Annotated in this window: 21 protein-coding genes; 10 read left to right on the top strand and 11 right to left on the bottom strand. The window is 73.5% G+C overall.

Features of this window, described 5'->3' with window-relative positions:
• Nucleotides 1-42: 42 nt before the first annotated feature.
• The gene (locus ACTMTJ_RS17825) at nucleotides 43-1113 is read right to left on the bottom strand and encodes a winged helix DNA-binding domain-containing protein (RefSeq protein WP_441217873.1); all 1071 of its coding nucleotides are present in this window, start codon (nucleotides 1111-1113) and stop codon (nucleotides 43-45) included.
• Nucleotides 1114-1237: 124 nt separating this feature from the next.
• Here ACTMTJ_RS17825 and ACTMTJ_RS17820 point away from each other — a divergent pair, with 124 nt between their 5' ends.
• On the top strand, nucleotides 1238-4252 hold the full coding sequence (locus tag ACTMTJ_RS17820; RefSeq protein ID WP_441217871.1) for a tetratricopeptide repeat protein: 3015 nt from the start codon (nucleotides 1238-1240) through the stop codon (nucleotides 4250-4252).
• On the opposite strand, the gene ACTMTJ_RS17815 is transcribed toward ACTMTJ_RS17820, so the two are convergent.
• Both ACTMTJ_RS17815 and ACTMTJ_RS17810 read right to left on the bottom strand, forming a co-directional pair.
• Nucleotides 4253-4915 carry a CPBP family glutamic-type intramembrane protease gene (locus ACTMTJ_RS17815; protein WP_441217869.1) on the bottom strand — a complete coding sequence of 221 codons (663 nt, stop codon included), beginning with the start codon at nucleotides 4913-4915 and terminating at the stop codon, nucleotides 4253-4255.
• Between the two features lie 19 nt (nucleotides 4916-4934).
• Complete coding sequence (locus ACTMTJ_RS17810) at nucleotides 4935-6254, bottom strand: FAD-binding oxidoreductase (RefSeq protein ID WP_441217867.1); 1320 nt, start codon at nucleotides 6252-6254, stop codon at nucleotides 4935-4937.
• Nucleotides 6255-6397: 143 nt separating this feature from the next.
• Here ACTMTJ_RS17810 and ACTMTJ_RS17805 point away from each other — a divergent pair, with 143 nt between their 5' ends.
• Entirely contained in the window at nucleotides 6398-6775 is a 378-nt protein-coding gene (locus ACTMTJ_RS17805; RefSeq protein WP_441217865.1) for an STAS domain-containing protein, read from the top strand.
• Here ACTMTJ_RS17805 and ACTMTJ_RS17800 read toward each other — a convergent pair.
• Nucleotides 6680-7666, bottom strand: coding sequence for a sigma-70 family RNA polymerase sigma factor (locus ACTMTJ_RS17800; RefSeq protein ID WP_441217863.1), 987 nt, complete (start codon nucleotides 7664-7666; stop codon nucleotides 6680-6682). The genes ACTMTJ_RS17805 and ACTMTJ_RS17800 overlap by 96 nt on opposite strands.
• 147 nt (nucleotides 7667-7813) lie before the next feature.
• On the opposite strand from ACTMTJ_RS17800, the gene ACTMTJ_RS17795 reads away from it, so the two are divergent.
• Both ACTMTJ_RS17795 and ACTMTJ_RS17790 read left to right on the top strand, forming a co-directional pair.
• On the top strand, nucleotides 7814-8473 hold the full coding sequence (locus ACTMTJ_RS17795) for a DUF998 domain-containing protein (protein WP_441217862.1): 660 nt from the start codon (nucleotides 7814-7816) through the stop codon (nucleotides 8471-8473).
• A gap of 90 nt (nucleotides 8474-8563) precedes the next feature.
• Nucleotides 8564-9658: a hypothetical protein gene (locus ACTMTJ_RS17790; RefSeq protein ID WP_441217860.1), complete on the top strand. Its 1095-nt coding sequence runs from the start codon at nucleotides 8564-8566 to the stop codon at nucleotides 9656-9658.
• A 276-nt stretch (nucleotides 9659-9934) separates the two neighbouring features.
• Here ACTMTJ_RS17790 and ACTMTJ_RS17785 read toward each other — a convergent pair whose 3' ends face one another.
• From ACTMTJ_RS17785 to ACTMTJ_RS17775, 3 genes are read right to left on the bottom strand one after another with little or no spacing between them, the layout of a single operon-like run.
• The gene (locus tag ACTMTJ_RS17785) at nucleotides 9935-11272 is read right to left on the bottom strand and encodes a DUF2207 family protein (RefSeq protein ID WP_441217858.1); all 1338 of its coding nucleotides are present in this window, start codon (nucleotides 11270-11272) and stop codon (nucleotides 9935-9937) included.
• A 54-nt stretch (nucleotides 11273-11326) separates the two neighbouring features.
• On the bottom strand, nucleotides 11327-11638 hold the full coding sequence (locus ACTMTJ_RS17780; RefSeq protein ID WP_441217857.1) for a hypothetical protein: 312 nt from the start codon (nucleotides 11636-11638) through the stop codon (nucleotides 11327-11329).
• Between the two features lie 47 nt (nucleotides 11639-11685).
• Nucleotides 11686-13080 carry an FAD-dependent oxidoreductase gene (locus ACTMTJ_RS17775; protein ID WP_441217855.1) on the bottom strand — a complete coding sequence of 465 codons (1395 nt, stop codon included), beginning with the start codon at nucleotides 13078-13080 and terminating at the stop codon, nucleotides 11686-11688.
• Between the two features lie 94 nt (nucleotides 13081-13174).
• On the opposite strand from ACTMTJ_RS17775, the gene ACTMTJ_RS17770 reads away from it, so the two are divergent.
• The 6 genes from ACTMTJ_RS17770 (at nucleotide 13175) to ACTMTJ_RS17745 (ending at nucleotide 20944) form a co-directional block, all read left to right on the top strand.
• Entirely contained in the window at nucleotides 13175-14164 is a 990-nt protein-coding gene (locus ACTMTJ_RS17770; RefSeq protein ID WP_441217853.1) for an NAD-dependent epimerase/dehydratase family protein, read from the top strand.
• A complete protein-coding gene (locus ACTMTJ_RS17765; protein ID WP_441217851.1) occupies nucleotides 14161-15576 on the top strand; it encodes an amidase in 1416 nt (471 codons plus the stop codon). The genes ACTMTJ_RS17770 and ACTMTJ_RS17765 overlap by 4 nt, the downstream gene beginning before the upstream one ends.
• 391 nt (nucleotides 15577-15967) lie before the next feature.
• On the top strand, nucleotides 15968-16789 hold the full coding sequence (locus tag ACTMTJ_RS17760) for an SMP-30/gluconolactonase/LRE family protein (RefSeq protein WP_441217849.1): 822 nt from the start codon (nucleotides 15968-15970) through the stop codon (nucleotides 16787-16789).
• 71 nt (nucleotides 16790-16860) lie between these two features.
• On the top strand, nucleotides 16861-17679 hold the full coding sequence (locus ACTMTJ_RS17755; RefSeq protein ID WP_441217847.1) for a class I SAM-dependent methyltransferase: 819 nt from the start codon (nucleotides 16861-16863) through the stop codon (nucleotides 17677-17679).
• Nucleotides 17680-17686: 7 nt separating this feature from the next.
• Nucleotides 17687-19477: a BTAD domain-containing putative transcriptional regulator gene (locus ACTMTJ_RS17750; RefSeq protein ID WP_441217845.1), complete on the top strand. Its 1791-nt coding sequence runs from the start codon at nucleotides 17687-17689 to the stop codon at nucleotides 19475-19477.
• A gap of 780 nt (nucleotides 19478-20257) precedes the next feature.
• Nucleotides 20258-20944, top strand: coding sequence for a carbon-nitrogen hydrolase family protein (locus tag ACTMTJ_RS17745; protein ID WP_441217843.1), 687 nt, complete (start codon nucleotides 20258-20260; stop codon nucleotides 20942-20944).
• A 54-nt stretch (nucleotides 20945-20998) separates the two neighbouring features.
• Here ACTMTJ_RS17745 and ACTMTJ_RS17740 read toward each other — a convergent pair whose 3' ends face one another.
• The 4 genes from ACTMTJ_RS17740 to ACTMTJ_RS17725 form a co-directional block, all read right to left on the bottom strand.
• Nucleotides 20999-21517: a hypothetical protein gene (locus tag ACTMTJ_RS17740; protein WP_441217841.1), complete on the bottom strand. Its 519-nt coding sequence runs from the start codon at nucleotides 21515-21517 to the stop codon at nucleotides 20999-21001.
• A gap of 47 nt (nucleotides 21518-21564) precedes the next feature.
• Entirely contained in the window at nucleotides 21565-22593 is a 1029-nt protein-coding gene (locus ACTMTJ_RS17735) for a Gfo/Idh/MocA family protein (protein ID WP_441217840.1), read from the bottom strand.
• Between the two features lie 9 nt (nucleotides 22594-22602).
• Nucleotides 22603-23784 (bottom strand): GH25 family lysozyme, encoded by a 1182-nt coding sequence (locus ACTMTJ_RS17730; RefSeq protein WP_441217839.1) that lies wholly within the window; start codon nucleotides 23782-23784, stop codon nucleotides 22603-22605.
• 67 nt (nucleotides 23785-23851) lie between these two features.
• Complete coding sequence (locus ACTMTJ_RS17725; RefSeq protein WP_441217838.1) at nucleotides 23852-24418, bottom strand: hypothetical protein; 567 nt, start codon at nucleotides 24416-24418, stop codon at nucleotides 23852-23854.
• Nucleotides 24419-24456: the final 38 nt, after the last annotated feature.

Genomic DNA, 24456 nt, shown 5'->3' with positions numbered 1-24456 from the left:
CATCATCACCTGGGCTGTCGACGCGTTCACCCGGCCAGGATATCACCGGGGGTACGGGCCGGCCGCGTACCGCTTGGGGACGGCCGCCGCCACCGACCGGGTGAACGCCGTGAACGGGGTCGCCGCCACCTCGCGCCGCCCCGCCTTGCCGGCCGCCCGCCAGGTGCCGACGACCTGGCCGGCGCTCACCACGGTGGGCTGGAAGACGCCGTTGCCGCCGGGGACGATGCGGTCGGCGTGCTCGGCGGGGAGGGCCGCGGAGCGGTCGGCGTAGCCCAGCATGTACTCGTCGAAGCCGGGCAGCAGCAGCACCTCGCGGGCCGCCTTGCGGTGGGCGGCGAGCAGGTCGGGGGTGGCCGGGTCCATCAGGTACTCGACGCCGCCTGCCTGGATCGTGGCCAGTAGGGGCCGCGCGACCGCCAGGCCGGCCTTGACCTCGGTGGCGGTGAGGCCGGCCCAGCGCGTGTAGTCCTTGACCGTGGCCGGACCGTGACCGCGGAAGTAGCGCAGCGCCAGCTCGCCCAGCGCCTCGTCCCGCTCGGGCCGGCGTGGCTGGGGGATCCACTCCTCGACGAGCACGACGAGCTGCTCGCCGGCGCGTACCGGGCCGAAGCACACCACGCCGGTCATCGCCAAGTGCCGCAGGATGTGGTAGCCGCGCTGCCCGGCCGGGGTGACACCGGCCTCGTCCCACACGCCGATGAGCTCGTCGCGGCGCATCGAACGACCGCCGCCCAACGCCTCCTGGGTGAGTTGCCGCGCGTACTCGAGGGTCTTGTCGTCGAGCGCGAGCTCGGCCTGGCGCACGACCGCCTTGGCCATCACCCGCGGCACCCCGAGGGTGAGGATCCACGGCAGGTCTTCGGCCGCGACGAGGTGGAGCGTGCCGCGCATCGGCCACGACTTGACGATCTCGCCCGCGTCGAAGGCCGCCTCGACCGCGGCGCGCGTGCCCCCGGCGGTGCGGAGCGCGACGGACGTGACCGCGCCGGCGTGGTCCTGCGCCTGGGCGGCGGTCAGCCACCGTACGGCGCCCGCCGCGGTGTCATGGCCCGGACCGGCGAGCCGCTGCGCGACGAGGCGCAGCAAGGCGATGTCCCCCATGGTGGTCATCCGCGCATCATCGCCGCCGGTGCCGGGTGGGAGCAACCGAGAGCCGTCGCACGCCGTAGATACGTCGGGTCGGCATCGCGACTGGAGCACGGGCGACCGGCGCGTCGACGCCGATAGTGTGTGCGTGGCGCCTTCTCGCTGTCTCCTGCTCGTCGCCGCCGCCGGATACGGCAAGACGACGGCGCTGGAGAGTGCGTGCGCGGTGGTGCCCGCCTTCGCGGAGCCGCCGCTCGCGCTCGACGCCGGCGTCGACGACGTGTGCCGCCTCGGCGACGCGGACCAGGTGCGGCTGGCCCACTGGGCGGCAGGCCTGCACGACGTACGCCTGTCCCTGGCGGCGCGCCGCCCGCTCCACCCGGATGCGCTGGCCGTGCTGGCCGGGCTGCCCGCACCGCCCGTCACCCGCGGCCCCGCCGACCTCGCGCTCACCCCCGACCAGGTGATCCGTACGCTCCGCGACGAGCACGGCGTGGGCGACACCGATCTGGCCTACCTGACGTACGAGCTGACCGCCGGCTGGCCCGCGCTGGTGCAGCTGGCCGGCGCGGCCCTGGACCGGCAGGGCGTGGGCCGGCGAGACCTGCTGGCCGCGCTCGCCGAGCCGGGCACGGCGGGCGCGTGCTGGGTGCGCGACCAGGTGCTCGCCGACCTGCCCGCCCCGGCGGCGCGGCTGCTGGAGGCGGTCACCGACCTGGACCCCGTCTCGAAGGCCCTCTGCACGACGCTCACACCGTCCACCGGTGACAGTCCGGATGGGACGGTGGAGGCGCTGCGCTGGTTGGCCGCGACCGGCCTGATGGTGGCCGCCCCCGTCCGCCGGCCGGGAACGCTGCGGCTGGTCCCGATGCTCCGGGCGGTGCTGACCCGCCGCGCGGGCCGGGCAACGCGGTCCGCGGACACCCGGATCGCGGCCGCCGAGTGGTACGCGGACAACGGCTACCCGCTGGCGGCGGCCCGTACCCTCGCGGCGGCCGGCGCGGCCTCGCGGGCGGCGGCGCTGCTGGCGGCGCACGGCGACGAGATGCTGGCGGCCGGCGGGGCGGTCGAGGTGGCCCGGCTGGTGGAGTCGCTCCCGGCGGGCGCGCGCACCGCGCCGCTGCGCCTGGTGCGGGCCGACGCGCTGCGGATGGCCGGCGACGTGGCGGGCGCGGCGACGGCGTTCGCGCCGCTGCTCGCGGAGGCCGAGCGGACCGGGCGGTGGCCGGCCGCGCTGGCCTGGCGGGCGGCGATGCTGCACTACATGCGCGGCGACTACCGCGGCGCACTCGACCTGCTGGACCGGAGCGACAGCGCCACCGACCGCGACGGCGTACAGGTGCTGGCCTCCCGGGCCACGGTGCTCGTCGTGCTCGGTGAGACCGAGCGGGCCTGTGCGGCCGCCGCCGAGGCGCTCGCCGCGGCCGCCGTCGCGGGCGACGACCAGGGCTGGGCGGCCGCACACCTGGCCGCGGCGCACATCGCCGTGGGGGTGCGGCGGGACGAACACCTCGCGCGCGCGTTGGCCGCGGCCGAGCGGGCGGGCGACCTGGTGCGGCAGGCGCGGATCCTGGCCAACCAGGCGGACTGCCTGCTCCGCGACGCGCGCTACCCGCAGGCGTTGCGGGTCGCCGCGCGCGCCGTGCGGGCGGCCGAGGTCGGCGGCCCGCCGGGGGTGCTGGTGACCGCCCTGCACAACGCGGGTGAGGCGCTGACCCGGCTGGGCCGCTACGACGAGGCAACCCTCCACTTCGAACGGTCCATCCAGGTCTCGCACCGGGCGGGGTTGAGCCGCACCGCACCGGGCGTGTACGGCATCGGCGAGGTCAACCGGATCCTCGGGCGGCGGCAGCAGGCGCGGATCGCGTTCGAGGAGGCCGCGGAGCTGGCGCGGGCGCACGCGGAGCTCCAGATCCTGGTACCGGCGCTGGTCGGGCTGGCCCGGCTGCTGGTGGAGAGCGGCGAGCCGGACGCCGCCGTCGCCGCGGCCACGGCGGCCGCGGACGCCGCCGAGAGCGGCGCGCTTTGCTTCGCCGCGCAGGCGCACATGGCACGCGGCTGGGTGGCCCTCGCGGCAGGCGAACCGGTACGCGCACAGGCGTGTGCGGAGCAAGCCGTCGCGACGGCCCGCGCCTGCCGCCAGGCCGACGTACTCGCCGAGGCGCTCGAGCTCGCCGCCGCCGTCACAGGTGAGGCGAGCCTCGCTCGCGCGGCGCTCGCCGAGGCGGAGGCGATCTGGTGCCGTGCGGGCGCGGAGCCGGCGGCCGACCGCGTGCGGGTACTCCTCGGAAGGCTGCCCGGGGCGGACGGCCCGCAGCGGTGGGCGGCGCGGGAGGCGACGCGGCGCCTCGTGGCCCTCGGTGTGCCGGCCGTGGAGGGTGCGTCGCTGCCGCCGGTGGAGGCGGCGCCGGTGCGGGTCCGCGTGCTGGGGCGCTTCGACGTGGTAGTCGGCGGGCAGGCCGTGCCGCTGCCGGCGTGGCGTTCCCGGCAGGCGCGCACGCTGCTGAAGATCCTCATCGCCCGCCGTGGACGGCCGGTGCCGCGCGGCGAGCTGTGCGAGCTGCTGTGGCCCGACGACGAGCCGTCCCGGACGGCGCACCGGCTGTCGGTACTCCTGTCGGCGGTCCGGAATGTGCTGGACCCGAGCCGGCAGCGGCCGGCGGACCACTACCTGCGCGCGGATCCCGCCGGGGTCTGCTTCGACATCGGCCGGGTGGCGCTGGACGTGGAAGACCTGCTCCGCGACGCCGCGCACGGGCTGCGCCTGGCCCGCGAAGGCCACCCCGAACGGGCCCGGGAGATCCTCGCCGAGGTCGACGCGGCGTACCGGGGCGACGCGTTCGACGACGAGCCGTACGAGGAGTGGGCCGACGGGCTGCGCGAAGAGGCGCGCGCGGTGTGGCTGCGCGCACTGCGCGAGCTGGCCGAGCTGTGCCGGCGGGCGGGCGACCTCGACCAGGCGGCGACCACGCTGGTGCGGCTGCTGGTCACCGACGCCTACGACGAGCCGGCGCACCGGGCGCTGGTCGAGGTGTTGCGGGTGGCGGGGCGGCACGGCGAGGCGCAGCGGGCGTTCGAGCGGTGGGCCGGCGCCATGCGTTCGATCGACGCGCCGGTGCCTACGGTCGCGGCGCTGCACGCTCCGCGCGCCGGCGGCTATTGATCACGCCGCGCCGTGGTAGAAGAGGTCGCCGAATCCGATCGTGAAGGCCAGGACGCCGTAGAGGGCGTGCTCGACCGAGACCGTCAGCAGCGAGCGGGTCTTCTGGTACCGCCGGGCGAAGATCCAGCCGCCGGCGAGCGTGAGCACCACCGACAGCACGTTTCCGAAGATCACGTGGGCGAAGCCGAACGCGGCGGCGCTCGCGGCGGCCGCCCCGGCGCCGGTGCCGAGGAGCGGCGCGTACCGGTGCAGGAGGAACGCGCGGTAGATCAGCTCCTGCGGGTACACCGAGAGCAGCGGGTAGAAGACCACCACGATCGCCCAGATCAGCGGCTCCTCGCGGGGCAGTTCGAAGAGCTGCTCCGGCTGGGCCAGCGCCAGCACCACCACGCCCACGACGGCCGCCACCGCCCACCCGGCCAGGATCGCGGGCAGCGCCGCGGGCACGGCGGCAGCCCGGGTCAGGTCGCGCCGCTCGAAACCCCGCTGGCGGCGCAGGTAGACGTACGCGGCGATCGCACCGACCACCAGAAACGGGATCGGGCTGCCGGGGCTGCCGGCCAGCGTGTACACGCCCACGACGCCGAAGAACAGGGCCAGGAACTCCACGGCCAGCCACACCCCGGTGGCCGGCCGTGGAGGCGCGGTCGCGGTCTCGTCCACGACCGCAACGGTACGGCGGTCAGCGTGCCGCCAAACGGGACGCCGGATGAACGTCAGGGGTGATGTTGTGGCCCGCCCGGAACACGTTGTCCGGGTCGTAGGCGGCCTTCACACCCCGCAGGCGGCGCAGGTTCTCCGCGGTGTACGCGCTCGCGGTGCGCCCCGGGTCGGCGAGGAAGTTGAGGAACGAGCCGCCGCTGCCGTACGGGCGCAGGGCCGCGTTGAGCGCCGGCACCGAGGCGTCGACGATCACCGAGAACGGCATGTCGCGGTGCCCGACCGGGCCGGCGTCGGTGCCGGGGGCCGCCATCGCGCCACCCCAGTGGCGGATCTCCACGGTGGACGCGAGGCCGTCTTCGTGCGCGCCGGCCAGCACGCGGAGCACCGGGTCCGGCAGCGACGGGAACAGGTCGAGGTAGCGGGCCGGGGTGCCGCCCATCGCCGCGTCGGCGTAGCGCATCGAGCGCATGTCGTCGTGCAGCACCGGGCCGGCCGCGTTCCACAGTGGACGCAGCAGGCACCGGGCCTGGTCGGCGCCGCCCGCGTACATCGCCTTGATCATGACCACCCGCCGGCCGCGGACCGCCTCGGGCACCTCGGGCGAGTCCGGCATGCGGCGCAGCAGCGCGGCGGTGCTCAGCTCGTCGGGCGCGGTGGCGGCCCAGTCGCGGTACCAGGCGAGGGTCTCGGCGGCGTTGTCGGCGGCGAAGTACGCGGCGCCGGCGAACACCTCGGCGACCGGGTAAAGGCGGAACTCCAGCGCGGTCACCACGCCGAAGTTGCCACCGCCGCCGCGCAACGCCCAGAAGAGGTCGGCGTTGCGGTCGGCGCTGGCGGTCACCACGCGGCCGTCCGCGGTCACGACCTCGGCGCGGACCACGCTGTCGGCCGCGAAGCCGTACCGGCGGCCGAGCCAGCCCACGCCGCCGCCGAGCGTGTACCCGGTGACGCCCACGTCGGGCGACGAGCCGGAGAGCGGGGCGAGGCCGAACGGCGCGGCCGCGGCGAGCACCGCGCCCCACCGGGTGCCGGCGCCGACCCGGGCGATCCGCCGGTCCGGGTCGACCAGCGCGGTGGCCAGGCCGGAGGTGCGGAGCAGGATCCCGCCGTCGTTGGCGGTGTGGGTGCCGTGGCCGGTCGCCTGCACCGAGAACGGCACGTCGAGGGCGCGGGCCGTGACGACCGCGGTGCGCACGTCGGCGGCGCTCGCGGCCTCGACGACGGCGACCGGGTGGGCGTCGACGGTGGGGTTCAGGGAGCGGCGGTTCTCGTCGTATCCGGGCTCGCCAGGCAGGTGCACCTGACCGGCGAACCGCTGCCGAAGGGCCTGCGGGTTCATGGCGTTCCCCCTTGATCGTGATCGCTCTTGTCGAGGGTTCAGACGCCTGGAGCCGCTCGAACTAATCGCACGCAGCGCGATGACTTTCCGCTCGCCGGGTGGTCTCATTCCGTGTACCCGCAACCCGGCGAGTGGAGGTCGGCATGAGCGCGCCCGTGTTTGTGGTGGGCCCGTCGGCCCGCCGCGCGGACGTACCGGTGCTGTCCGAGCACCTCGCCGCGATCGTGCGGGACTCTCCCGCGGACGTCGTGATCTGCGACGTCCGGGCGATCACCAGCCCGGACGCGCACACGATCGACGTACTCGCCCGCCTACAGCTGATGGCGCGGCGGCTCGGGTGCGGCATCCGCCTCTACGGCGCGCACCCGCGGCTGCGCGACCTGCTCCTGCTCACCGGCCTGAGCGACGCGCTGCCGCTGGTGGGCTCAGCTGAAGTCGTCGAGCCGGCTGGGGAGCCCGAAGAGCGGGAAGACCGCCTCGACGTCGAGGAACGAGTTGATCCCCGCGATCTTGCCTCCTGAGATCTCCAGGACGATCAGCGCCCACGGCTCGTGACGGCCGTTGGGGCCGCTCGGCCGGTACTGACCGAAGGCGGGCAGCCCGTTGGCCACCGTGGGGACGAGCCGCGAACCCGCGCACGGCGCACCGGGGCCGACCATGAAGTCGCGGATGTCCTCGTGGCCGCGGAACCAGAACTTGAGCGGCGGCATCGAGAGCGTGGCGTCTTCGTGCAAAAGCGAGGCGAGCGAGGCCATGTCATACGCCTCGAAGGCCTTCACGTAGCGGGCGAGCAGGTCGCTCTGCTCCTTGTCGAGCGGCTCGAGCCGGTCGCCGGTCAGGTCGACCGAGGAGATCGTGGCCCGGGCCCGCTGGAGCGCGCTATTGACCGAGGCGACGGTGAGGCCGAGCAGCTCGGCGGTCTCCTGAGCCGACCAGGCCAGCACCTCGCGCAGGATCAGCACCGCGCGCTGCTTGGGCGGCAGGTGCTGGAGGGCGGCGACGAACGCCAGCCGGATCGAGTCGCGGGCCACCGCCACGTCAGCCGGGTCGCTGCGGTCGGGCACCACGCGGCTGTCCGGCACCGGCCCCACCCACACCTGCTCGGGCAGCGGCACCACCTCGGTGACCTCGCGCGCCTTCCACGCCGGGCCGAGCTCCATCGGCCGGGCCCGGCGCTGGGCGCTGCCGAGCATGTCCATGCAGACATTCGTCGCGATCCGGTACAACCAGGAGCGGAGCGCCGAACGCCCCTCGAACCGGTCGTACGCCTTCCAGGCGCGCACCATCGTCTCCTGCACCGCGTCTTCGGCCTCGAAGGCCGAGCCGAGCATCCGGTAGCAGTAGCCATTGAGCTCAGTGCGGTATTCGTCCAGGCGCAACTCCACGCCCACCACGCTCGTGGCCTCACCCATGGTGAACCCCCCATCGGCCCTAGATGCCCCACAACCTACCCGAGACCTCTGACAAGCGGCTTCTCCAAAATCGACGTCCGCCGGGCGATGAGTCCGGCCCGCGCCACCCGTCTGAGCCTGCATCCGACCTCCTGAAGGGAACGAACGATGGCTCAGATCGCCGCCACCCCCACCGCCGTGGCCCGCCCCAGCCGCACGACCGCCCTGCTCACCGCCGGTGTGCTGGCCGGGCCCATCTTCGTCGTCAGCGTGCTCGCGCAGGCGTTCACCCGCGACGGCTTCGACCCCAGACGGCACCCGCTCAGCCTGCTCGCCCTCGGCGACCTGGGCTGGATCCAGACCACGAACTTCGTCGCCTGCGGCGTGCTGGCCTTCGCCTCCGCGTTCGGCCTCCGGCGCGTGCTGCGCGGCGGCCGGGCCGGCACGTGGGGCCCGATCCTGATCGGCACGTACGGCGTGGGCCTGGTCTGGGGCGGCGTCTTCAGCGCCGACCCGGCGTACGGCTTTCCGGTCGGCACCCCCGACGGCGCGCCCGAGCAGCTGAGCTGGCACGGCATCCTGCACGGCATCGCACCGGCCGTGGCCGCGGTCGCGCTCGTCGCCGCCGCGTTCGTGTTCGCCCGCCGGTTCGCCGCCGAGGGCCGGCGCGGCTGGGTGGCGTACTCGGTCGCCGCCGTCGTCGCGGACCTCGGCCTGACCAGCGTCACCTTCGCCACCGACGACTACCGCTGGATGCTGGCCGGCGGCATCGTGATCTGGACCTGGGCCGCGGCGGTCACCGCCCAGGTGGCGCGCACCCGCGCCTGAGCGGCGGCCCGCCGACGTCCACCGTTGTTCACGGTGGACGTCGGCGTGTGTTGAGCCGGGATTCATCGAGCGACCTTAACGTCACGCTCCGTGCGTGCCCTATTTCTCGTCGCGTTGCTCCTGGCCCCGGCCCAGCCGGCCGTGGCCGCCGAACCCACCGCCTACGCCTCCTTCCGGGTGGTCCGGGCCGCGCCCGGCGAGCCGGCCGCCCCCGAGATCACGCTGCCATCCGGGTACACGCCGGTGGCCGGCACGAACTACCAGGTGGCCAGCCGCGCCGAGTACTACACGTTCGTGAGCGGGCCGCGCAGCACGGGCATCGAGGTCGCGGTGCGGTGGCCCGGCGAGCGCGTGGCGGCCGTCGTCACCGGCGACACCCGGCTCGCGCTCACCCAGGACCCGGCCGACCCGGAGCGGGTCACGTTCACGCTGCCGGTGACCGCCGCCTCGGCGAACGCCGCGCAACCCACGCTCCAGGTGTTCAGCTACCCGAGCGGCGCCACGTCCAGCGGCGTGTACTGGCGCATCGAGCACAACGACCCGGACCGCGCCGCCGGCTACTGGGCCGGCGTGCCCTGGCCCGCCGGAGAGGCGAAAGCCGCGATCAACTACCTGGTGGCGACCGAGGCGATCCTGCGGGACTCGGGGCTGGCCGCCGAGGCGCGCCGGCGCGGGCACTTCTTCGCGCTGATGGGCTTCGAGACCAACAACCTGCTGCACCTCGACAACCCGCCGCACTGGCACCTGTCGTACTACCCGGGGCTGACGTTCGGGGCACCCAAGGCGCACGTGCCACACCTGTGGATGGACGCGCAGGGGCGCACGTTCTACAACGGCATGGACATCCAGGGCCAGGGGCGCAGCAAGTTCTACGTCGGCGACCCGGCGCGGATCCACGACGCCCAGGGCAACCTGATCGTCACACTGACCATCCGTGCCGACGGCGGCCTCGACATCGACCCGCCGGCCGGCCCGCGCTACTCGATCACCGCGGACGGCGGCCGGTTCGACCGGTCGGTGCGCATACTCCGCGACGGCCAGCGGTGGCGCTGGCTGACCAGCTACGACGACGTACACCAGGGGGCGCTGGTGACGACCGTCCTGGCCGAGACGTGGCAGGCGACGGTGTACCGCTACGACCGCCTGACCGGCGTCATCACTGCTGTCGACCGCCAGCCCACCTAGCAAGGATCAGGAGGGCTACCGCAGCGTCCGTCGTGCGAGCCGCCTTTAGACGCTTTGTCGCCTTTCCCTTATTTGAACAGAGATTTGAGCTACCGCGACGTCCGTCGTGGTCCAGACCGCTGCTCCCGCGGCCTCACCCGTCCGCCGTTGGTCGCGCTCACCCCCTACGCGCAACCGGCGGGGGATTGAGGTCGCGCCAGGCGGTGGTCGACGAAGTCTCGACCCATGAGCTGGTGACGCTGCGTCAGGATGGCGCAGGTGGGGCCGCGTAGAGAACTACGACGGAGGCGATCCCAGCTCCTTGACTTGTGGGGCGAGCTTCGTGCCGAGTAGGTCGTCCGCCCGACCCAGCTCGCGCCTGAGGGCGGTGTACTGCTCGTCGCCGTCGAACGGGATGCGCGTCGTGTAGCCGAACGACGGCCCGGCCACGGTGACCTCCACCGTGCCGGCGTAACGGCGTTCGAGCGCGAACAGCAGGTACAGCAGGTTGAGCGGAAACATGCACATGAAGGCCAGCACCAGGACGATCATCGCCGAGTCCAGGCGGGGGCGGACGGCGCCGGTGTGGCTCACGTTCCAGCGCGCCTGCGACCGGCGCAGCGTGCCCGCGGGGGTGACCACCTCGCCGCCGAAGACGGCGATGCCGCCCAGGCGGAGGTCCGGGTGCCGCTCGGGCGGCGGGATGGGTGGGCTGTCGAGGGCCGCCGCCGCGGCGGCGTGCGCGGCCGGCGCCGCTTGGCCGGTCCAGATCGCGGCGAGCGTGCGGGTCGCGACGGGTGCGCTGCCCAGCGCGGCGGCGTAGGCGAGGTATCTGCCCCAGAGGGTGACGGCGGCCGGCGGCAGCGCCTGGAGCTGCGGCGTGGCGTCGAGGTAGGCCTTGACGCCGAGCCAGCGCGACAGTGAGCCGCGCCCGTCCGGGGTGCTCCAGTCGCGCAGGGCGATCGGCGCGCCCGTCGGCACGATCAGCAGGATGAACAGCGCGAAGAACGCGATCGGCGCGACGAGCCACCACCGCCAGTCGGGCAGCAGCAGATAGGTGCCGGGCAGCACGATCGTGGCGGCCGAGACCATCGCGAAGAGGAAGAGGGAAAACTCCACCATCTCGCGGGGCTTGCGGGTCGACAGGCCACGCTCCTCGGCTTCCGCGCGGACCATCCGGGCGTACCGGCGGCGGAAAGCCCTCGCCTCGGCGGCGTTCGCCGGCCGCAGCGCGGCCATCCCGACGCCCCGGTTGGCCACGGTGCGGGAGGTGAACCAGCTCAGCACCGCACGCTCCGATGTGGTCAGCTGCCCGGATGCGGCGTCGCGCGGCCGGAAGACCGTCTCGCCGCCCACCTGGTCCAGCTCCACGAAGCGGCGCGCCGCGAGGTCGAGCAGCGTCGCCACGATGGCGGTGTCGCCGACCCGCCAGCGGTTGTACATCATCGCGACGAGGGCGGGCGGCTCCGGTCCGAGCTCCGGTGTCGCGGCGGACGGGCGAGGCAGCCACGGCCGGCCGGCGACGAACCAACCGAGCATGACCAGGTATCCGAGCGGGGCGACGCCGAGCAGCGCCAGCTTGAGCTGCCCGACCCAGGCGAGGTCTTCCATCAGGTTTGTCAGTGTGCTGGGCACACGCAAACACCGGCCCGCTCGACGTTGAGCGGGCCGGTGTCCACCTGGGAGGGGTCAGCCGCGCGTCTCGACCCAGACGTTCTCGATGGTGTGCGGCGGGTAGCCGGTGATCGAGATGCCGCCCACCGGCGCCCAGTTGCCCTCGACCGGGATGCGGCCTACCTCGGGCAGGAAGTGGCGCAGCACCATGCGGATGCGGTGCTCGCCGGTGCCGCTCGCGCAGTAGCTCTGCACGGTGCGGTTGGGACCGAACGAGATCGTGCAGTCGGTGGGTGCGGCCAACGCGCTGGTCGGCGTGACCGCGACGAGGCCGGTGGTGGTCAGGACGGTGGCGATGAGCATCGGGCCGAGCTTGCGCATTTTCATAAACGCTCCAAGAGGGCAGGCCGCATCACAACTAAAAGGAAACTTTACTAAGAAAGGAAGTGAGACGCCAGCAGTTCCTCGGTAAAGCGCCACAACAGCGACGAGTCGTGCGTGTGGAACGCGGCTCCGGTGTAGAAGGTGCCGTTTCGGCCTTGCAACCCGTACAGCCGTCGGTAGAAACCGCCCGCGATGTCGCCGGGCCGCACCACCATCTCGAACGGGACGTGCGCTTTGAAGATCTCCAAGCCGTCGAGCTCCACCGGGTACGAGCCCGCCGTGCGCAGCCGCCGGATGTCGGCGACGATGGCCGCCCGCACCGCGCCGTCGCTCAGCGGGCCGGTGCTGCCGTACTTGACGCCCCACAGGTTGGGCACGCCGGTGACGGTGAGGCCGTAGAGCCCGGGCAGCGGCGCCAGGTGGTACGGGGTGTCCGCGCCGACGTTGACGAGCGAGACGCCGGCGGGCATACCGGTGAGGCGGGCCACGGCCGTCCAGTACCGGTGGTGGCGGAAGCGGCCGAAGACCGCCCGCTCGGTCCCGTCGAGGTCGAAACCGTCGAAAGTGGACAGCAGCGGCGGCGCGGTGACGAGCAGCCTGCGGCAGTGGATCACGCGCGGCCCGTGCGGGGTGGCCACCAGCACCTGGATGCCCTGCGGGCCGCGGTGCACCCTGGTCACGTGGGCGCCGAGCAACGCGTCCGCGCCGAGAAACGCGGTGGCTTTCTCGTAGAGCTCGCTGTTGTTCCGCCGTTCGGTGATCAGGAGCGAGCCGGTGAGCACGCTGTTCAGCACGCTGAGGCCGACGTTCTTCAGCACGTAGATGGCCGGGATCCGGAGGATGTCGCCGAGGCCCTGCGCGTACCCGAAGATCAGCGGCAGGATCGACTCGAGCCCGTGCCGCACCGCGAACTCGCCGAACGGCAGCAGCAGGTCGGCCGGCACCGGGTCGGGCAGCTCGAAGCCCTGGTCGAGGTACGGGTACCGCTGGAGCAGCGCGATGTACGCGGGCAACGCGGCGGGCGCCGGCGGCGTGTACCCGGGCACCACCAGCCCGGTGCGGAAGTCGACGTAGTGGTTGGTCGTGCCGCCCTGGCCGGTGTACCGCACCAGCGGCACGTCGAAGCGGCCGAAGAAGTCCCTCACCAGCGGCATGTCGTGGTAGATGAGCACACCGACGTCGGTGGTGCCGCCCGTCACCGGGTCGTGGAACGTCTCGGTGTGCCCGCCCAGCCGCCCGGCCCGCTCCACCACCGCGACGCTGTGGCCGAGGTCGCGCAGGCGCACCGCGGCGTACGTGCCGGTGGCCCCGCCGCCGATCACGCACACGTCGCGGCGGATGACCCCGCTGGCCGAGGCGGCGGCGCCAGGGGCCAGCGCACCGGCGGCCGCGGCCACCCCCGTGCCGGCGAGAATTCGCAACGCATCCTTGCGGGTGACACCCATCGGGGTTCCTCTCTACAGTGGACGGTTCGCGATCAAGATCCGGGACATGATATTTCCTCGCACTCCCGGTGGGGATCGGCGTTAAGGTGGCGGCGTGGGTGATCTCCGGGTGCTCTTCGTCGGCGGCAGCGGCATCATCAGCTCCGCCTCCTCCCGCCTCGCCGTGGCGAGCGGCATCGACCTGTACGTCCTGAATCGCGGCACCACCACCCACCGGCCGCTGCCGCCGGAGGCCACCGTGCTCCGCGCGGACGTGCGCGACCCCGAGTCGGTGGCCGCCGCGCTGGGCGACCTCGAGTTCGACGCGGTGGTCAACTGGGTGGCGTTCACGCCCGCGCACGTCCAGGCCGACCTCGACGTGTTCGCCGGCCGCACCCGGCAGTACGTCTTCATCAGCTCGGCCTCGGCCTACCAGACCCCGCCGGCCCGCGTGCCGGTGGTGGAGTCGACGCCGCTGCGCAACCCGTTCTGGCGCTACTCCCGCGACAAGATCGCCTGTGAGGACCTGCTCGTCGCGGCGTACCGGGACAGCGGCTTCCCGGCCACGATCGTGCGCCCCTCGCACACGTACGACCGCACTCTCGTCCCGTTCGACGGCGGCTGGACCGTCGTGGAACGGATGCGGCAGGGCAAGCCCGTCGTCGTGCACGGCGACGGCACCTCACTGTGGACACTCACACACACGCGCGACTTCGCGCGCGGCTTCGTGCCGCTGCTCGGCCACCCGCGCGCGATCGGCGAGGCCGTGCACATCACCTCGGACGACGTGCTCACCTGGGACCAGATCGCGCTGGCGCTGGGCGCCGCCGCGGGCGCAGAGCCGCGGATCGTGCACGTGCCCTCGGACGCGATCGCCGCGGCCGACCCCGAGTGGGGCGCCGGGCTGCTCGGCGACAAGGCCCACTCGATGGTGTTCGACAACGCGAAGCTCCGCTCGCTCGTGCCGGGCTTCGTGGCCACGATCCCCTTCCACCAGGGCGCCCGCGAGATCGTCGCCTGGTACGACGAAGACCCGGCCCGCCGCAAGGTCGACCCCCGCTTCGACGCCACGATGGACAAGCTCGCCGCGGCCTACTCGCCGTGAAGCTTCGCGAGTACGCCGCGCTCGACGGGGTCGGCCTGCGCGCGCTGATCCGGTCCGGCGAGGTGAGCGCCGCCGAGGTCGAGGAGGTGGCACGCGAGGCCCTGGAGACCGCCGGCGCCGAGCTCAACGCGCTCACCCTCCCGCTCTTCGCGCCCGCGCTGGAGCACGAGGCGGACGGCCCGTTCGGCGGCGTGCCGTTCGTCGTCAAGGACAGCGGCCCGTTCGCGCGCGGGGTGCCGTTCGCGCTGGGCAGCCGGAGCATCCGCGGCGCCACCGCACTGGTCGACCACGACCTGATGGCCCGATTCCGCGCCGCCGGGCTCGCCACGCTCGGCCAGACCACCGCGCCCGAGCTGGGACTCAGCTTCGCCACCGAGTCGGCACTGCACGGCGCCACCCGCAACCCGTGGGACCTCGCGCGCGGCGTGGGAGGCTCGAGCGGCGGCGCGGCCGCACTCGTCGCCGCCGGCGCGGTGCCACTGGCACACGGCAACGACGGCGGCGGCTCGATCCGCATCCCGGCCGCCTGCTGCGGGCTCGTCGGCCTCAAACCCAGCCGCGGCCGCACCCCCTCGGGACCGTACGCCGGCGAGGTCGGCTTCGGCCTGATCGTCGAGTTCGGCCTGGCCCGCACCGTGCGCGACGCCGCCCACCTGCTCGACGCGGTGAGCGCGCCGCCGATCGCCGACAAGTACTTCGCTCCCCCGCCGGCCCGCCCGTACGCCGAGGAGGTGGGCGCCGACCCGGGCCGCCTGCGGGTGGCGCTGACGACCGCCGCCTGGTCCGGCGTGGCGGTGGACCCACAGGTCGCCGAGGTCACCGAGACGGCCGCCAAGGTGCTGGAGCTGCTCGGACACCAGGTCACCCCGTCGAGCCCGCCCCTCGACGCGGACGACCTGGTCGAGGCCGCGATGCTCGGCGTGTACGGCACCGGCGGCGCCATCCTGCGCGCGCCCCGACGCCCCGACGCCTCGCTGATGGAGGCGGTGGCCCGGCGGGTGGTGGCCGAGACCGAGGCGGCGAGCGCGCTCGACCTGCTGGCCGCGGTCGACGCCCAGCACCGGGTGACCCGCCCGGTCGGCCTCTTCCTCGGCCGGTACGACCTGCTCGTCACGCCCACGCTCGCCCAGCTGCCCGCACCGCACGGCACGCTCGACTACAACAACCCGGACCACACCGCCCGCTCGTGGCTGCGGCGGATCTTCGAGTACGGGCCGTTCACCGCCGCGTTCAACATCTCCGGCCACCCCGCGATCAGCCTGCCGATCGGTCAGAGCCGGGAGGGCCTGCCGATCGGCGTCCAGTTGGTGGCCGGCTACGGCCGCGAGGACCTGCTCATCCGCGTCGCGGCGGCACTGGAGGAAGCGGCGCCCTGGCAGACCCGCGTGCCGTCCTTCTTCGTCGGTCGCTAGAAAGAGATTCGAGCTACCGCGACGTCCGTCGTGGTCCCGACCGCTGCTCCCGCGGCCTCACCCGTCCGCCGCTGGTCACGGGTTACCCCTTTGAGTACTCCGACCATGCCGTGCGCGGCGCGCGCTCTCTTCCTCTTCCGCCGCGCTCGACGTTTTGTCCGCAATGCCGCTTGCAGGGATCGCCGGCTCGGTCTTTCGTCGCGTGCGCGGCGAGGCGGCGCGTGCGCGGTGAGCGCGCGGTGACCGTTGCCAGACGCGGAGGGTGAGGCCGCGGGAGCAGCGGTCCGGACCACCGCGGACATCGCGGTAGCCCAAATCTTTCTCTAGGTGTCGAAAACCGTGCGGCGGCTTCTACGTCCCGGGTGGAAGGCAACCTGAGAGGAGAGAAACCATGAACACGTTGCTGAGCGGTCTCGTGATGGGTGAGTCGCCGCGCTGGCACGACGGGCGGCTGTGGCTGTCCGACATGGGCGGCAACGAGGTGGTGCGGGCCGACCTCGACGGCAAGAGCGAGATCGTCACGAGCGTCCCGGGCATGCCGATGGGGCTTGGCTGGCTGCCGGACGGGCGCTTCCTCGTCGTCTCGTCGCGGGATGGCAAGCTGCTGCGCCGGGAGCCGGACGGGTCGTGGGTGACGCACGCCGACCTGGCGCCGCTGTCTGCTTACCCGTGGAGCGACATGGTCGTCGACGGGCGGGGCAACGCGTACGTCGGCAACATCGGCTTCGACTTCGGTGTCGGCGATCCGGCGCCGGGGACGGTCGCGCTGGTCACCGCCGACGGGGTCGTGCGGGAGGTGGCCGGCGACTTCGGGTTTCCCAACGGGATGGCCGTGACGCCGGACAACCGCACGCTGATCGTCGCCGAGTCGTACGGCAACCGGCTGACCGCGTTCGACATCGAGGAGGACGGGAGCCTCGCCAACCGGCGGGTGTGGGCCGATCTGCCCGGCGCGTTTCCGGACGGGATCTGCCTCGACGCCGAGGGCGCGGTCTGGTTCGCGGAGGTGCCCGGCCAGCGGTGCGTGCGGGTGCGCGAGGGCGGCGAGGTGCTCCAGACGGTGGGCTTCGACCAGGGTGCCTTCGCCTGTGTGCTCGGCGGGCCGGAGGGGACCACGCTGTTCGTCACCACGGCACCCTGGCCGCCGGACGGTTCGCGCGGCGGCGAGGTGGTCACGGTCGAGGCGCCGGCACGCGCTGTCGGATATCCGTAAGTCGCGTCACACGGCTCGTCACACGGTCGGCCGGTCTCCTGTGGTGGATAGATCACACGAGGAGGAGCATCGTGACGAGCACGACCATCGACTTCGAGACGATCAAGAAGAACCAGCGGGCGGGCTGGGAGACCGGCGACTACCCGCGGGTTGGCAACACCCTCCAGATCATCGCCGAGCTGCTGGTGGAGGCGGCCGACGTGCGCGCCGGCCAGAAGGTCCTGGACGTCGCCTGCGGCCAGGGCAACGCGGCGATGGCCGCCGCCCGCCGGTTCGCCGAGGCCACCGGCGTCGACTACGCGGCCAACCTGCTGGAGCAGGGGCGGGAGCGGGCGGCGGCCGAGCATTTGGACGTGACGTTCCGGGAGGGCGACGCCGAGGCGCTGCCCGTGCCGGACCGCGCGTTCGACCTGGTGGTGAGCACGGTCGGCGTGATGTTCGCGCCGGACCACCAGCGGGCGGCCGACGAGCTGGTACGGGTTACCAAGCCGGGCGGCCGGATCGCACTGGCCTGCTGGACGCCGACCGGCATGATCGGCGACCTCTTCAAGACCGTCGCGAAGTGGGCACCGCCGCCGGCCGGCGTCCGCCCGCCCACTCTGTGGGGCACCGCCGAGCACCTCGCCGCCCTCTTCGGCGACCGGGTGGAGTGGACGGCGCTCACCGGCCGCACCTACACCTTCCGTTACCACTCCCCCGTGCACTTCTCGGAGTGGTTCAGGCAGTTCTACGGCCCGATCACCCGGCTGGCCGGCGCGCTGCCGGAGGCGGACCGCGAGCGGTTCGCGATCGATCTGGCCGAGGTGGCCGTCCGCTTCAACCGGGCCAGCGACGGCACGGTGGCGGCTCCGGCCGACTACCTCGAATCCGTCGGCGTGGTGCGCGGATAATCCGGTCGTGTACACCATCCGGCTGCTCGGACCGCCAGCCATCGAGCTGGACGGCCAGCCGGTGCGCTCGCCGCGCGGCCGGAAAGCCTGGGCGCTCCTGACCTACCTGCTGCTCGCCGAGCGGCCGCCGAGCCGGCGGCACCTGGCCGAGCTGCTCTTCGCCGACGCCGACGACCCGCTGGGCGCCCTGCGATGGACGCTCGCCGAGCTGCGCCGCGCGTTGGGGGGCGCCGGCGCGTTCAGCGGCGATCCGGTGGCCACCGCGCTGGGCGACGGGATCGCGGTGGACGTACGCCTGCTGGACGACCCGGACGGCGACCCGGCACCGCTGCTCGCCCTCGGCGGCGACCTGCTCGACGGGGTGAGCCTGCCGGCCTGCCTGGAGTTCGAGTCGTGGCTGCTGGTGGCGCGGCACCGGGTGTCGGCGGCGGTCGAGGCGCGGCTGCGGCAGGCGGCCGTCGCGCTGCTGGCGAGCGGGTCGGCGGGCGAGGCGGTCGGATACGCGGCCCGCGCCGTCGCCCGCAACCCGCTCGAAGAGGGCAACCACGAGCTGCTGGTACGCAGCCTCGCGGTGGCCGGCGACCGGGCGGCAGCCCTGCGGCAGATCGCGGTCGGTGAGGACCTGCTGCGGCGCGAGCTGGGACACGAGGCGTCGGCGGCGCTCCGCGAGGCGGCCGACGTGGGCCCGGAGTCGGCGATGGTCTCACCGCTGAGCGGCCGGGCCGCCGCACTCAGCCAGCTGGAGGCCGGCCGGGCCGCGATCGCCGCCGGTGCCGTCGACGCGGGCCTCCAGTGCCTGCGCCGCGCGGTCACCGAGGCGGCGCGGGCCGGCGACGACGCGGTGCAGGGGCAGGCGCTGTGCGCGCTGGGGGGCGCACTGGTGCACGCCGTACGGGGGCGGGACAACGAGGGGGCCGTCGTCCTGGAGGAGGCCATCCAGCTGGCGAGCCGGGCCGGTGACCGCGCCACCGCGGTCACCGCACACCGGCAGCTCGGCTTCGTCGAGGTGCAGGCCGGCCGGCGGGGCACCGGCGAGGCGTGGCTGGCCAAGGCGGCGGCGCTCGCCGAGACCGACGCCGAGCTGGCCGCGATCCTCGGCGTACGCGGCATGAACGCCTCCGACCGCGGCGACTACCCCACCGCGCTCGCCCAGCTCGGCGAGTCGGCGGAACGGGCGGCGAGCGGCGGCGACCCGCGGCAGCAGGCCTGGTCGCTGTCCGTGCTGGCCCGCGCCCACCTCCTGCGCGGCGAACGCAGCCAGGCGGGCGCCGCCCTCGACACGTCACTGGCGCTGATCCACGAGCAGCGGTGGATGGCGTTCTTGCCGTGGCCGCAGTCGCTCCGCGCCGAGCTCGACCTGTCCGCCGGCGACACCGACACCGCCGCCGACACCCTTGAACGCGCCTGGACGCTGGCCCTCCAGCTCGACGACCCGTGCTGGGAGGGCATGGCCGCCCGCGGCCTGGGCCGCCTGCACGCCGCCCGCGGCGACCGCGCCGGTGCCACGCGGTGGCTTGTCGAGGCCCGGCGCCGCTGCTCCGTCGCACCGGACCGCTACCAGTGGGTGCACGGCTACGTGCTGGACGCCGCCGCCAGCACCGCCATCGAACACGGCGACCACGAACGGGCCGCCGCCCTCGCCGGCACGCTGGCGTCGCTGGCCGCGCGGTGCGACCTCGGCGAGCTCGTGGTGCGCGCACACCTGCACCGCCACCGCCTCGGCGACCCGACCGCGCTCGGCGCCGCCCGCCTGCTGGCCGCCGGCATCGACAACCCCGCCCTGGCAGCGTTGCTGTGAGACGTCGGCTCAGGCGGCGGGGAAAGCCGAACAAAGAGATTTGAGCTACCGCGATGTCCGCGGTGGTCCAGACCGCTGCTCCCGCGGCCTCACCCTCCGCGTCTGGCAGCGGTCACCGCGCGCTCACCGCGCACGCGCCGCCTCACCGCGCACGCGCCGCCTCACCGCGGACGCGGGCACCGCGCGGATCCGCGGGCACGGCGCGATGCGCGGGCACGGCGCGGATGCGCAGGCACGGCGCGGAGGTAACGCAGGGTAGGCGGCCGGGGCGGGCACTTTCCAGATCTAGGACAGTTAGGGTTGAAATAGCGCCCTAACTCTCCAAGATCTCGAAAACCGGGGCCGGTCACATCATCGCGCCGACTACCCACGGCAACAAAGCTCACCGCTGCCGGGCCCAGTGCGGACATTGCGGACAAAGGCCAAGCCGCCGCATCGAAAGAGTGCGGCACCGCGCAGAGAGCGACCCGCGCACACCACCCGCTGTGCCATCCCGACGGGCATCGACCCGTCCGCTTTGGCGCATGCCAAGGTCCGGGGCGCCGCGCCCCAGGCGACCGCACCGATCAGCACTCAACGATGGCGCCCCGGGCGTTGGCATGCTCAGCTCTTGACGGTTTGTGGGTGTCGGGATGGCACTTCCCCCCATCCTGATGGTCGGAGCGCTCCTGGCGGAGGCAAAGGGGTGAGCGCGACCAACAGCGAATGGGTGAGGCGCGGGAGCAACGGACAGCGACCACGACGGGCGCCGCGGTAGCTCAAATCTCGTAGGGTTGGCGCATGCGCCAGCCGCTGACCATCGCCGTCGCCCAGCCGCCCGTCGTGTCGCACGATCTGGGCGCCAACGTCGCCACCCACACCGAGGTGGTCCGGGCGGCGGGCACGCGGGTGGTGGTCTTCCCGGAGATGTCCCTCACCGGCTACGAGCTTGAAGCCTCCACTGTGGACATCGATGACCCGCGGCTCGCCCCGCTCGTCGAGGCGTGTGCCGCGCGGGGATCCGTGGCGCTGGTGGGCGCGCCGATCGAGGGCCCGCACATCGCGATGCTGGCCGTGGACGGCGGCGGGGTGACGGTCGCCTACCGCAAGCTCAACCTGGCCGGCGGGGAGCCGGCCCGCTTCGTGCCCGGCGCCAAGCCGGAAGTGTACGAAGTGGACGGTTGGCGCCTGGGCCTGGCGATCTGCAAGGACACGGGGGTGCCCCAGCACGCGGCGGACACGGTGGCGCTGGGCATCGACGCGTACGTGGCGGGCGTGGCCGAGGACCGCCCCGACGTGCTGGAGGAGCGCGCCCGCCGCATCGCCACCACGCATGGCGTGTGGGTGGCGGTGGCCAGCTTCGCCGGACCGACCGGCGGCGACTTCGCCACGACGGCGGGCCGGTCGAGCGTCCGCACTCCGACCGGCGAGGTCGTCGCCCAGGCCGGGGCGGCGCCGGGCGAGCTCGTCCGCGCGACCCTCAGCTGAGCTCGCGCGCCAGCCGGGCCAACGCCGCCGCCAAACTCCTCGTGCGCGCGACCCTCAGCTGAGCTCGCGCGCCAGCCGGGCCAGCGCCGCCGCCAGCTCCTCGTCCACCGCCGGCGTCGGCGTGACCTCGGGGGCCAGGGCGACGATCCAGACCAGCGTGCCGGCGCCGGGCTGGCGGCGGGCCGCGACGCGCGCCGGGTGGCCGCCGATCGGGACGCGGGTAGTGAGCAGCGTGGTCCAGGCGATCCGCTCGCGGGCCAGTGCCAGCAGCGGCGTGGCGGGCTCGGCGGCGACGACCGTGCGGGGCGGCAGGTCGGGGGCCCAGGCGGTGAGGAGCAGGCCGCGCTCGTGCCGCTCGACGCGGGTGACCTGCTCCCAGCCGAGCCGCGTCCAGTCCGGCCCGTCGCAGAAGATGGCACGGTCGGTGGCGACCACGCCGTGGAGAGTGAGGAGCACGCGCTCGCCGCGTGCCAGGAAGAGGGCGGGCAGGGCCGGAAAGGCCCGGGCGCGAGCCGTGCGGCGGCGTGGCCGGGTCGCCGGCCACCCCGACAGCCAGGGCATGGTGGTGGCCATCCCAGACCCTAGCATTGACATAGCTCGATGTATAGGTGTGCCGGGCGCTACGCCCGCATCCGCTGAAGGTCTTCGATGATGCCGATCGCCACCAGCGCGTCACGCGGGTCGACCGGCACCGGGGCGGAGGACCGGAGCGCGGCCGCGAGCTGGGCGTAGAACTCGCGATATCCGCCCCGCTCGGTCGCCACCGGCACGGCGTCTCCCTCGCGCCCGAGCTTGCCCCACGCCTCCACCGGCTCCACGCCGAACCCGTCGTCCAGCGGCGACATCCCGCCGGCCAGCTGCGACTCCTGCGGGTCGAGCCCCCACTTCGTGAAGCCGGACTCCGATCCCAGCACCCGGAAACGGAAACCGCGCTGCGCCACCATGCTGCTCATCGCCAGGTGCGAGCGCACGCCCGAGGTGTGGGTGAGCGCGATGAAGCTGTCGTCGTCGTTGACCGCGCCGTCGCGGTGGCGGTCGAGCTCGCCGTAGTACGAGGCGATCGGCCCGAAGAGGCGCACCGCCTGGTCGATGAGGTGCGCGCCCAGGTCGTACGCCACGCCGCCGCCCTCGACACCGGGAGTCTCCTGCTTCCACTGTGGACGAGGGCGGGTGCTGTGCCACTCGAACCGGGACTCGAAGCGCCACACGTCGCCGAGCGCACCCGCCTCGACGAGCTTGCGCACGGTCAGGAAGTCGCCGTCCCACCGCCGGTTTTGGAAAACGGTCAGCGGGACGCCGCGAAGCGAGGCCAGCTCGATGAGCTCGGCCGCCTCCACACTCCGCACCGCCAAAGGCTTGTCGACGACGGTGGCGAGCCCGCGCTCCACCGTCCGGGTCGCGATGGCCGCGTGGTCCGGCGTCGGCGCACCGACCACGACCAGCTCGATGTCGCCGGCCGCGAGCAGATCGTCCACAGTGGAGAATATGCGCGCGGAAGGGTAGAGCGAGGCCGCCGCGGCCGATCGGTCGGGATTGGCGGTCACGATGCCGGCCAGCTCGAATGCCGGATCGGCGCTGATCAGGGGCGCGTGGAAGACACGGCCCGCGAGCCCGTAACCGATGATGGCGGTGCGGATGGGATCACTCACCCGCCCAGCTTACGAGTCGACCGGCCGCCCCGCGGGCGCGGCGTCGGGATCCGGCCGGGCCAGCGGATCGTTGGCGCCGTCGTTGTGCACACCCTCGTCTTCGTCGTCGATCGCGTCCTGCACCGCGGCGGAGATGGCCGGCAGCCGCTCGTCGATGGCCGCCCGCACCGCCTCCTTGAGGGCCTCCGGGTTGGTACCCGTGCCGGCGGCGACCACCTCGGCGAGGTGCTGCACGGCCGCGGTGAGGCCGACGATCTCGGTCCGGGCGGCCTGGATCTCGTTGAGCGCGCGCTGCGGGAAGGCCAGGTGGGGCTGGATGAAGATGCCGCCGCCCGCGGTCACCGCCTTGCCCTCGCCACGGAAGCCCGCGAGCACCTTGATCATTTCTTCGAGCGTCACGTCGTCTTCGTCCTCTCCGGTCAGCAGCATCCGCAGCTCCGCGAACGTGCCGCGAAACGCGTTGATGTCCGTGCCGCGATCGATGTCCTTGCCGTTGGCGTCGTGCTTGCGGTGCGGATAGTCGTTGACACCCGGTACGAGCGCCCGGGAGCCGAACTGCCACAGCGCCGGAGTCTTGCCGCCGTATGCTTTCCAGCCGTTGCCGTCGTCGCCGCCGCGGTGGTCGTAGAGGCGCGCCGTCGGGAGCGTCTGGTTGTCTCCGTAGTTCGAGGAGACCAGTGGGCCGCGCAGCTGGGTCAGCGAAGGGGCGCCGAGGTGCCCGTCCCAGACCCAGTGCGGGAGGTAAATCGCCAGCACCCGGCTCTCCACGGCGGCCCACCGGTCGTCGAACCGGCGGACGTCGTCGAATCTGGGCTCGGTGTGGTGGGCGAGGAGCTCCTCGTAGCGCTCGACGTCGAGCATGGCCCAGTTGGCGTCGTGCCGGTCGAGCTCCGACCGGAAGAAGTCGACCTGCCGGTTGATCGAGCTCTGGTCGCCGCGCACGAGGTTGTGGTAGCCCCCGCGAAGCGCGAAGCCGGCACTCTTGGCGCCCTGCGCGAAGTCGCCGAAGTGCCGGGTGTCGTAGAACGTACCCTGCGCGCCGCTGCCCTGCGGATCGCCGTACGTCGCGCGGGCACACATCGCCTGGATGCCGGCGGCGCTTGCCTTCGCCCAGCCGATCTGGCCGGGAAGGCCGTGCTCGACCCGGCCGGCCCAGTCGTGATGGGAAACATCGATGGTGAACACGGGCATGGCGACCTCCCGCTTCAGCGTTGCCCCGGCGACCACGCCGGGCAATCAGGTAACCGACACGCGCGGGTTACGCGGACCGCACGATGATCACGCGAAAGTCGGTGATGGTGAGTCCGATGCTTTCGTCGATCGCCCGGCGGCGGGCCTGCATGGTCATCGTGATCGGAAACGGCGGCAGCGGCGGGAAGGGCGGCTCTCCCACCATCGCCGGGTTGAAGTCACTGGTGAAGCATTCGAGCCGGAAGTCGGCGTCGCTTATGGACACCTCGCGGCTGTCTCCGCTCGGCGCCCCGGCGATGGATTCGAGCGGCCACTCGACGCCCCGGGCACCGTGACCGATCGCGCAGGAGACGACGGCTTGGGTGCCCGGCGTCCGCTCGACGTGACCGCTGACCACCAGCAGGAAGCCGATCAGGTCCAGCTCCTCCGGAAGGCTCACCGCCAGCTGGCCCGCCATCCCGAGCGCGGCGGCGAACGGGCGGTCCTGGTCGCCCTGGAGCAGCATCGTGAGCCGGTCGAGCGTGAAGTTGACGCTCGAACCGTCTTCGGCGACGCTCCGCGTCATGCTCGCCGCCTGGCCCGCCGGGTCGTAGTCGGCCGCGAACGCGCTCCAGGTCGAAACATCCGTCGCCATCGCCGGCCTCCAGGTGGTCTCCGCTCCCCGCTCTGGGC

It is taken from the genome of Phytohabitans sp. LJ34 (genome assembly GCF_052068095.1).
GTDB lineage: Bacteria > Actinomycetota > Actinomycetes > Mycobacteriales > Micromonosporaceae > Phytohabitans.
This window is presented reverse-complemented; position numbering and strand designations above follow the sequence as displayed.

Coding starts and splice junctions, on each gene's coding strand:
- ACTMTJ_RS17825 (WP_441217873.1), bottom strand. CDS start 1,113: ATGACCACCATGGGGGACATCGCCTTGCTGCGCCTCGTCGCGCAGCGG.
- ACTMTJ_RS17810 (WP_441217867.1), bottom strand. CDS start 6,254: ATGAACCCGCAGGCCCTTCGGCAGCGGTTCGCCGGTCAGGTGCACCTG.
- ACTMTJ_RS17805 (WP_441217865.1), top strand. CDS start 6,398: ATGAGCGCGCCCGTGTTTGTGGTGGGCCCGTCGGCCCGCCGCGCGGAC.
- ACTMTJ_RS17800 (WP_441217863.1), bottom strand. CDS start 7,666: ATGGGTGAGGCCACGAGCGTGGTGGGCGTGGAGTTGCGCCTGGACGAA.
- ACTMTJ_RS17795 (WP_441217862.1), top strand. CDS start 7,814: ATGGCTCAGATCGCCGCCACCCCCACCGCCGTGGCCCGCCCCAGCCGC.
- ACTMTJ_RS17780 (WP_441217857.1), bottom strand. CDS start 11,638: ATGAAAATGCGCAAGCTCGGCCCGATGCTCATCGCCACCGTCCTGACC.
- ACTMTJ_RS17775 (WP_441217855.1), bottom strand. CDS start 13,080: ATGGGTGTCACCCGCAAGGATGCGTTGCGAATTCTCGCCGGCACGGGG.
- ACTMTJ_RS17760 (WP_441217849.1), top strand. CDS start 15,968: ATGAACACGTTGCTGAGCGGTCTCGTGATGGGTGAGTCGCCGCGCTGG.
- ACTMTJ_RS17745 (WP_441217843.1), top strand. CDS start 20,258: ATGCGCCAGCCGCTGACCATCGCCGTCGCCCAGCCGCCCGTCGTGTCG.
- ACTMTJ_RS17740 (WP_441217841.1), bottom strand. CDS start 21,517: ATGGCCACCACCATGCCCTGGCTGTCGGGGTGGCCGGCGACCCGGCCA.
- ACTMTJ_RS17730 (WP_441217839.1), bottom strand. CDS start 23,784: ATGCCCGTGTTCACCATCGATGTTTCCCATCACGACTGGGCCGGCCGG.
- ACTMTJ_RS17725 (WP_441217838.1), bottom strand. CDS start 24,418: ATGGCGACGGATGTTTCGACCTGGAGCGCGTTCGCGGCCGACTACGAC.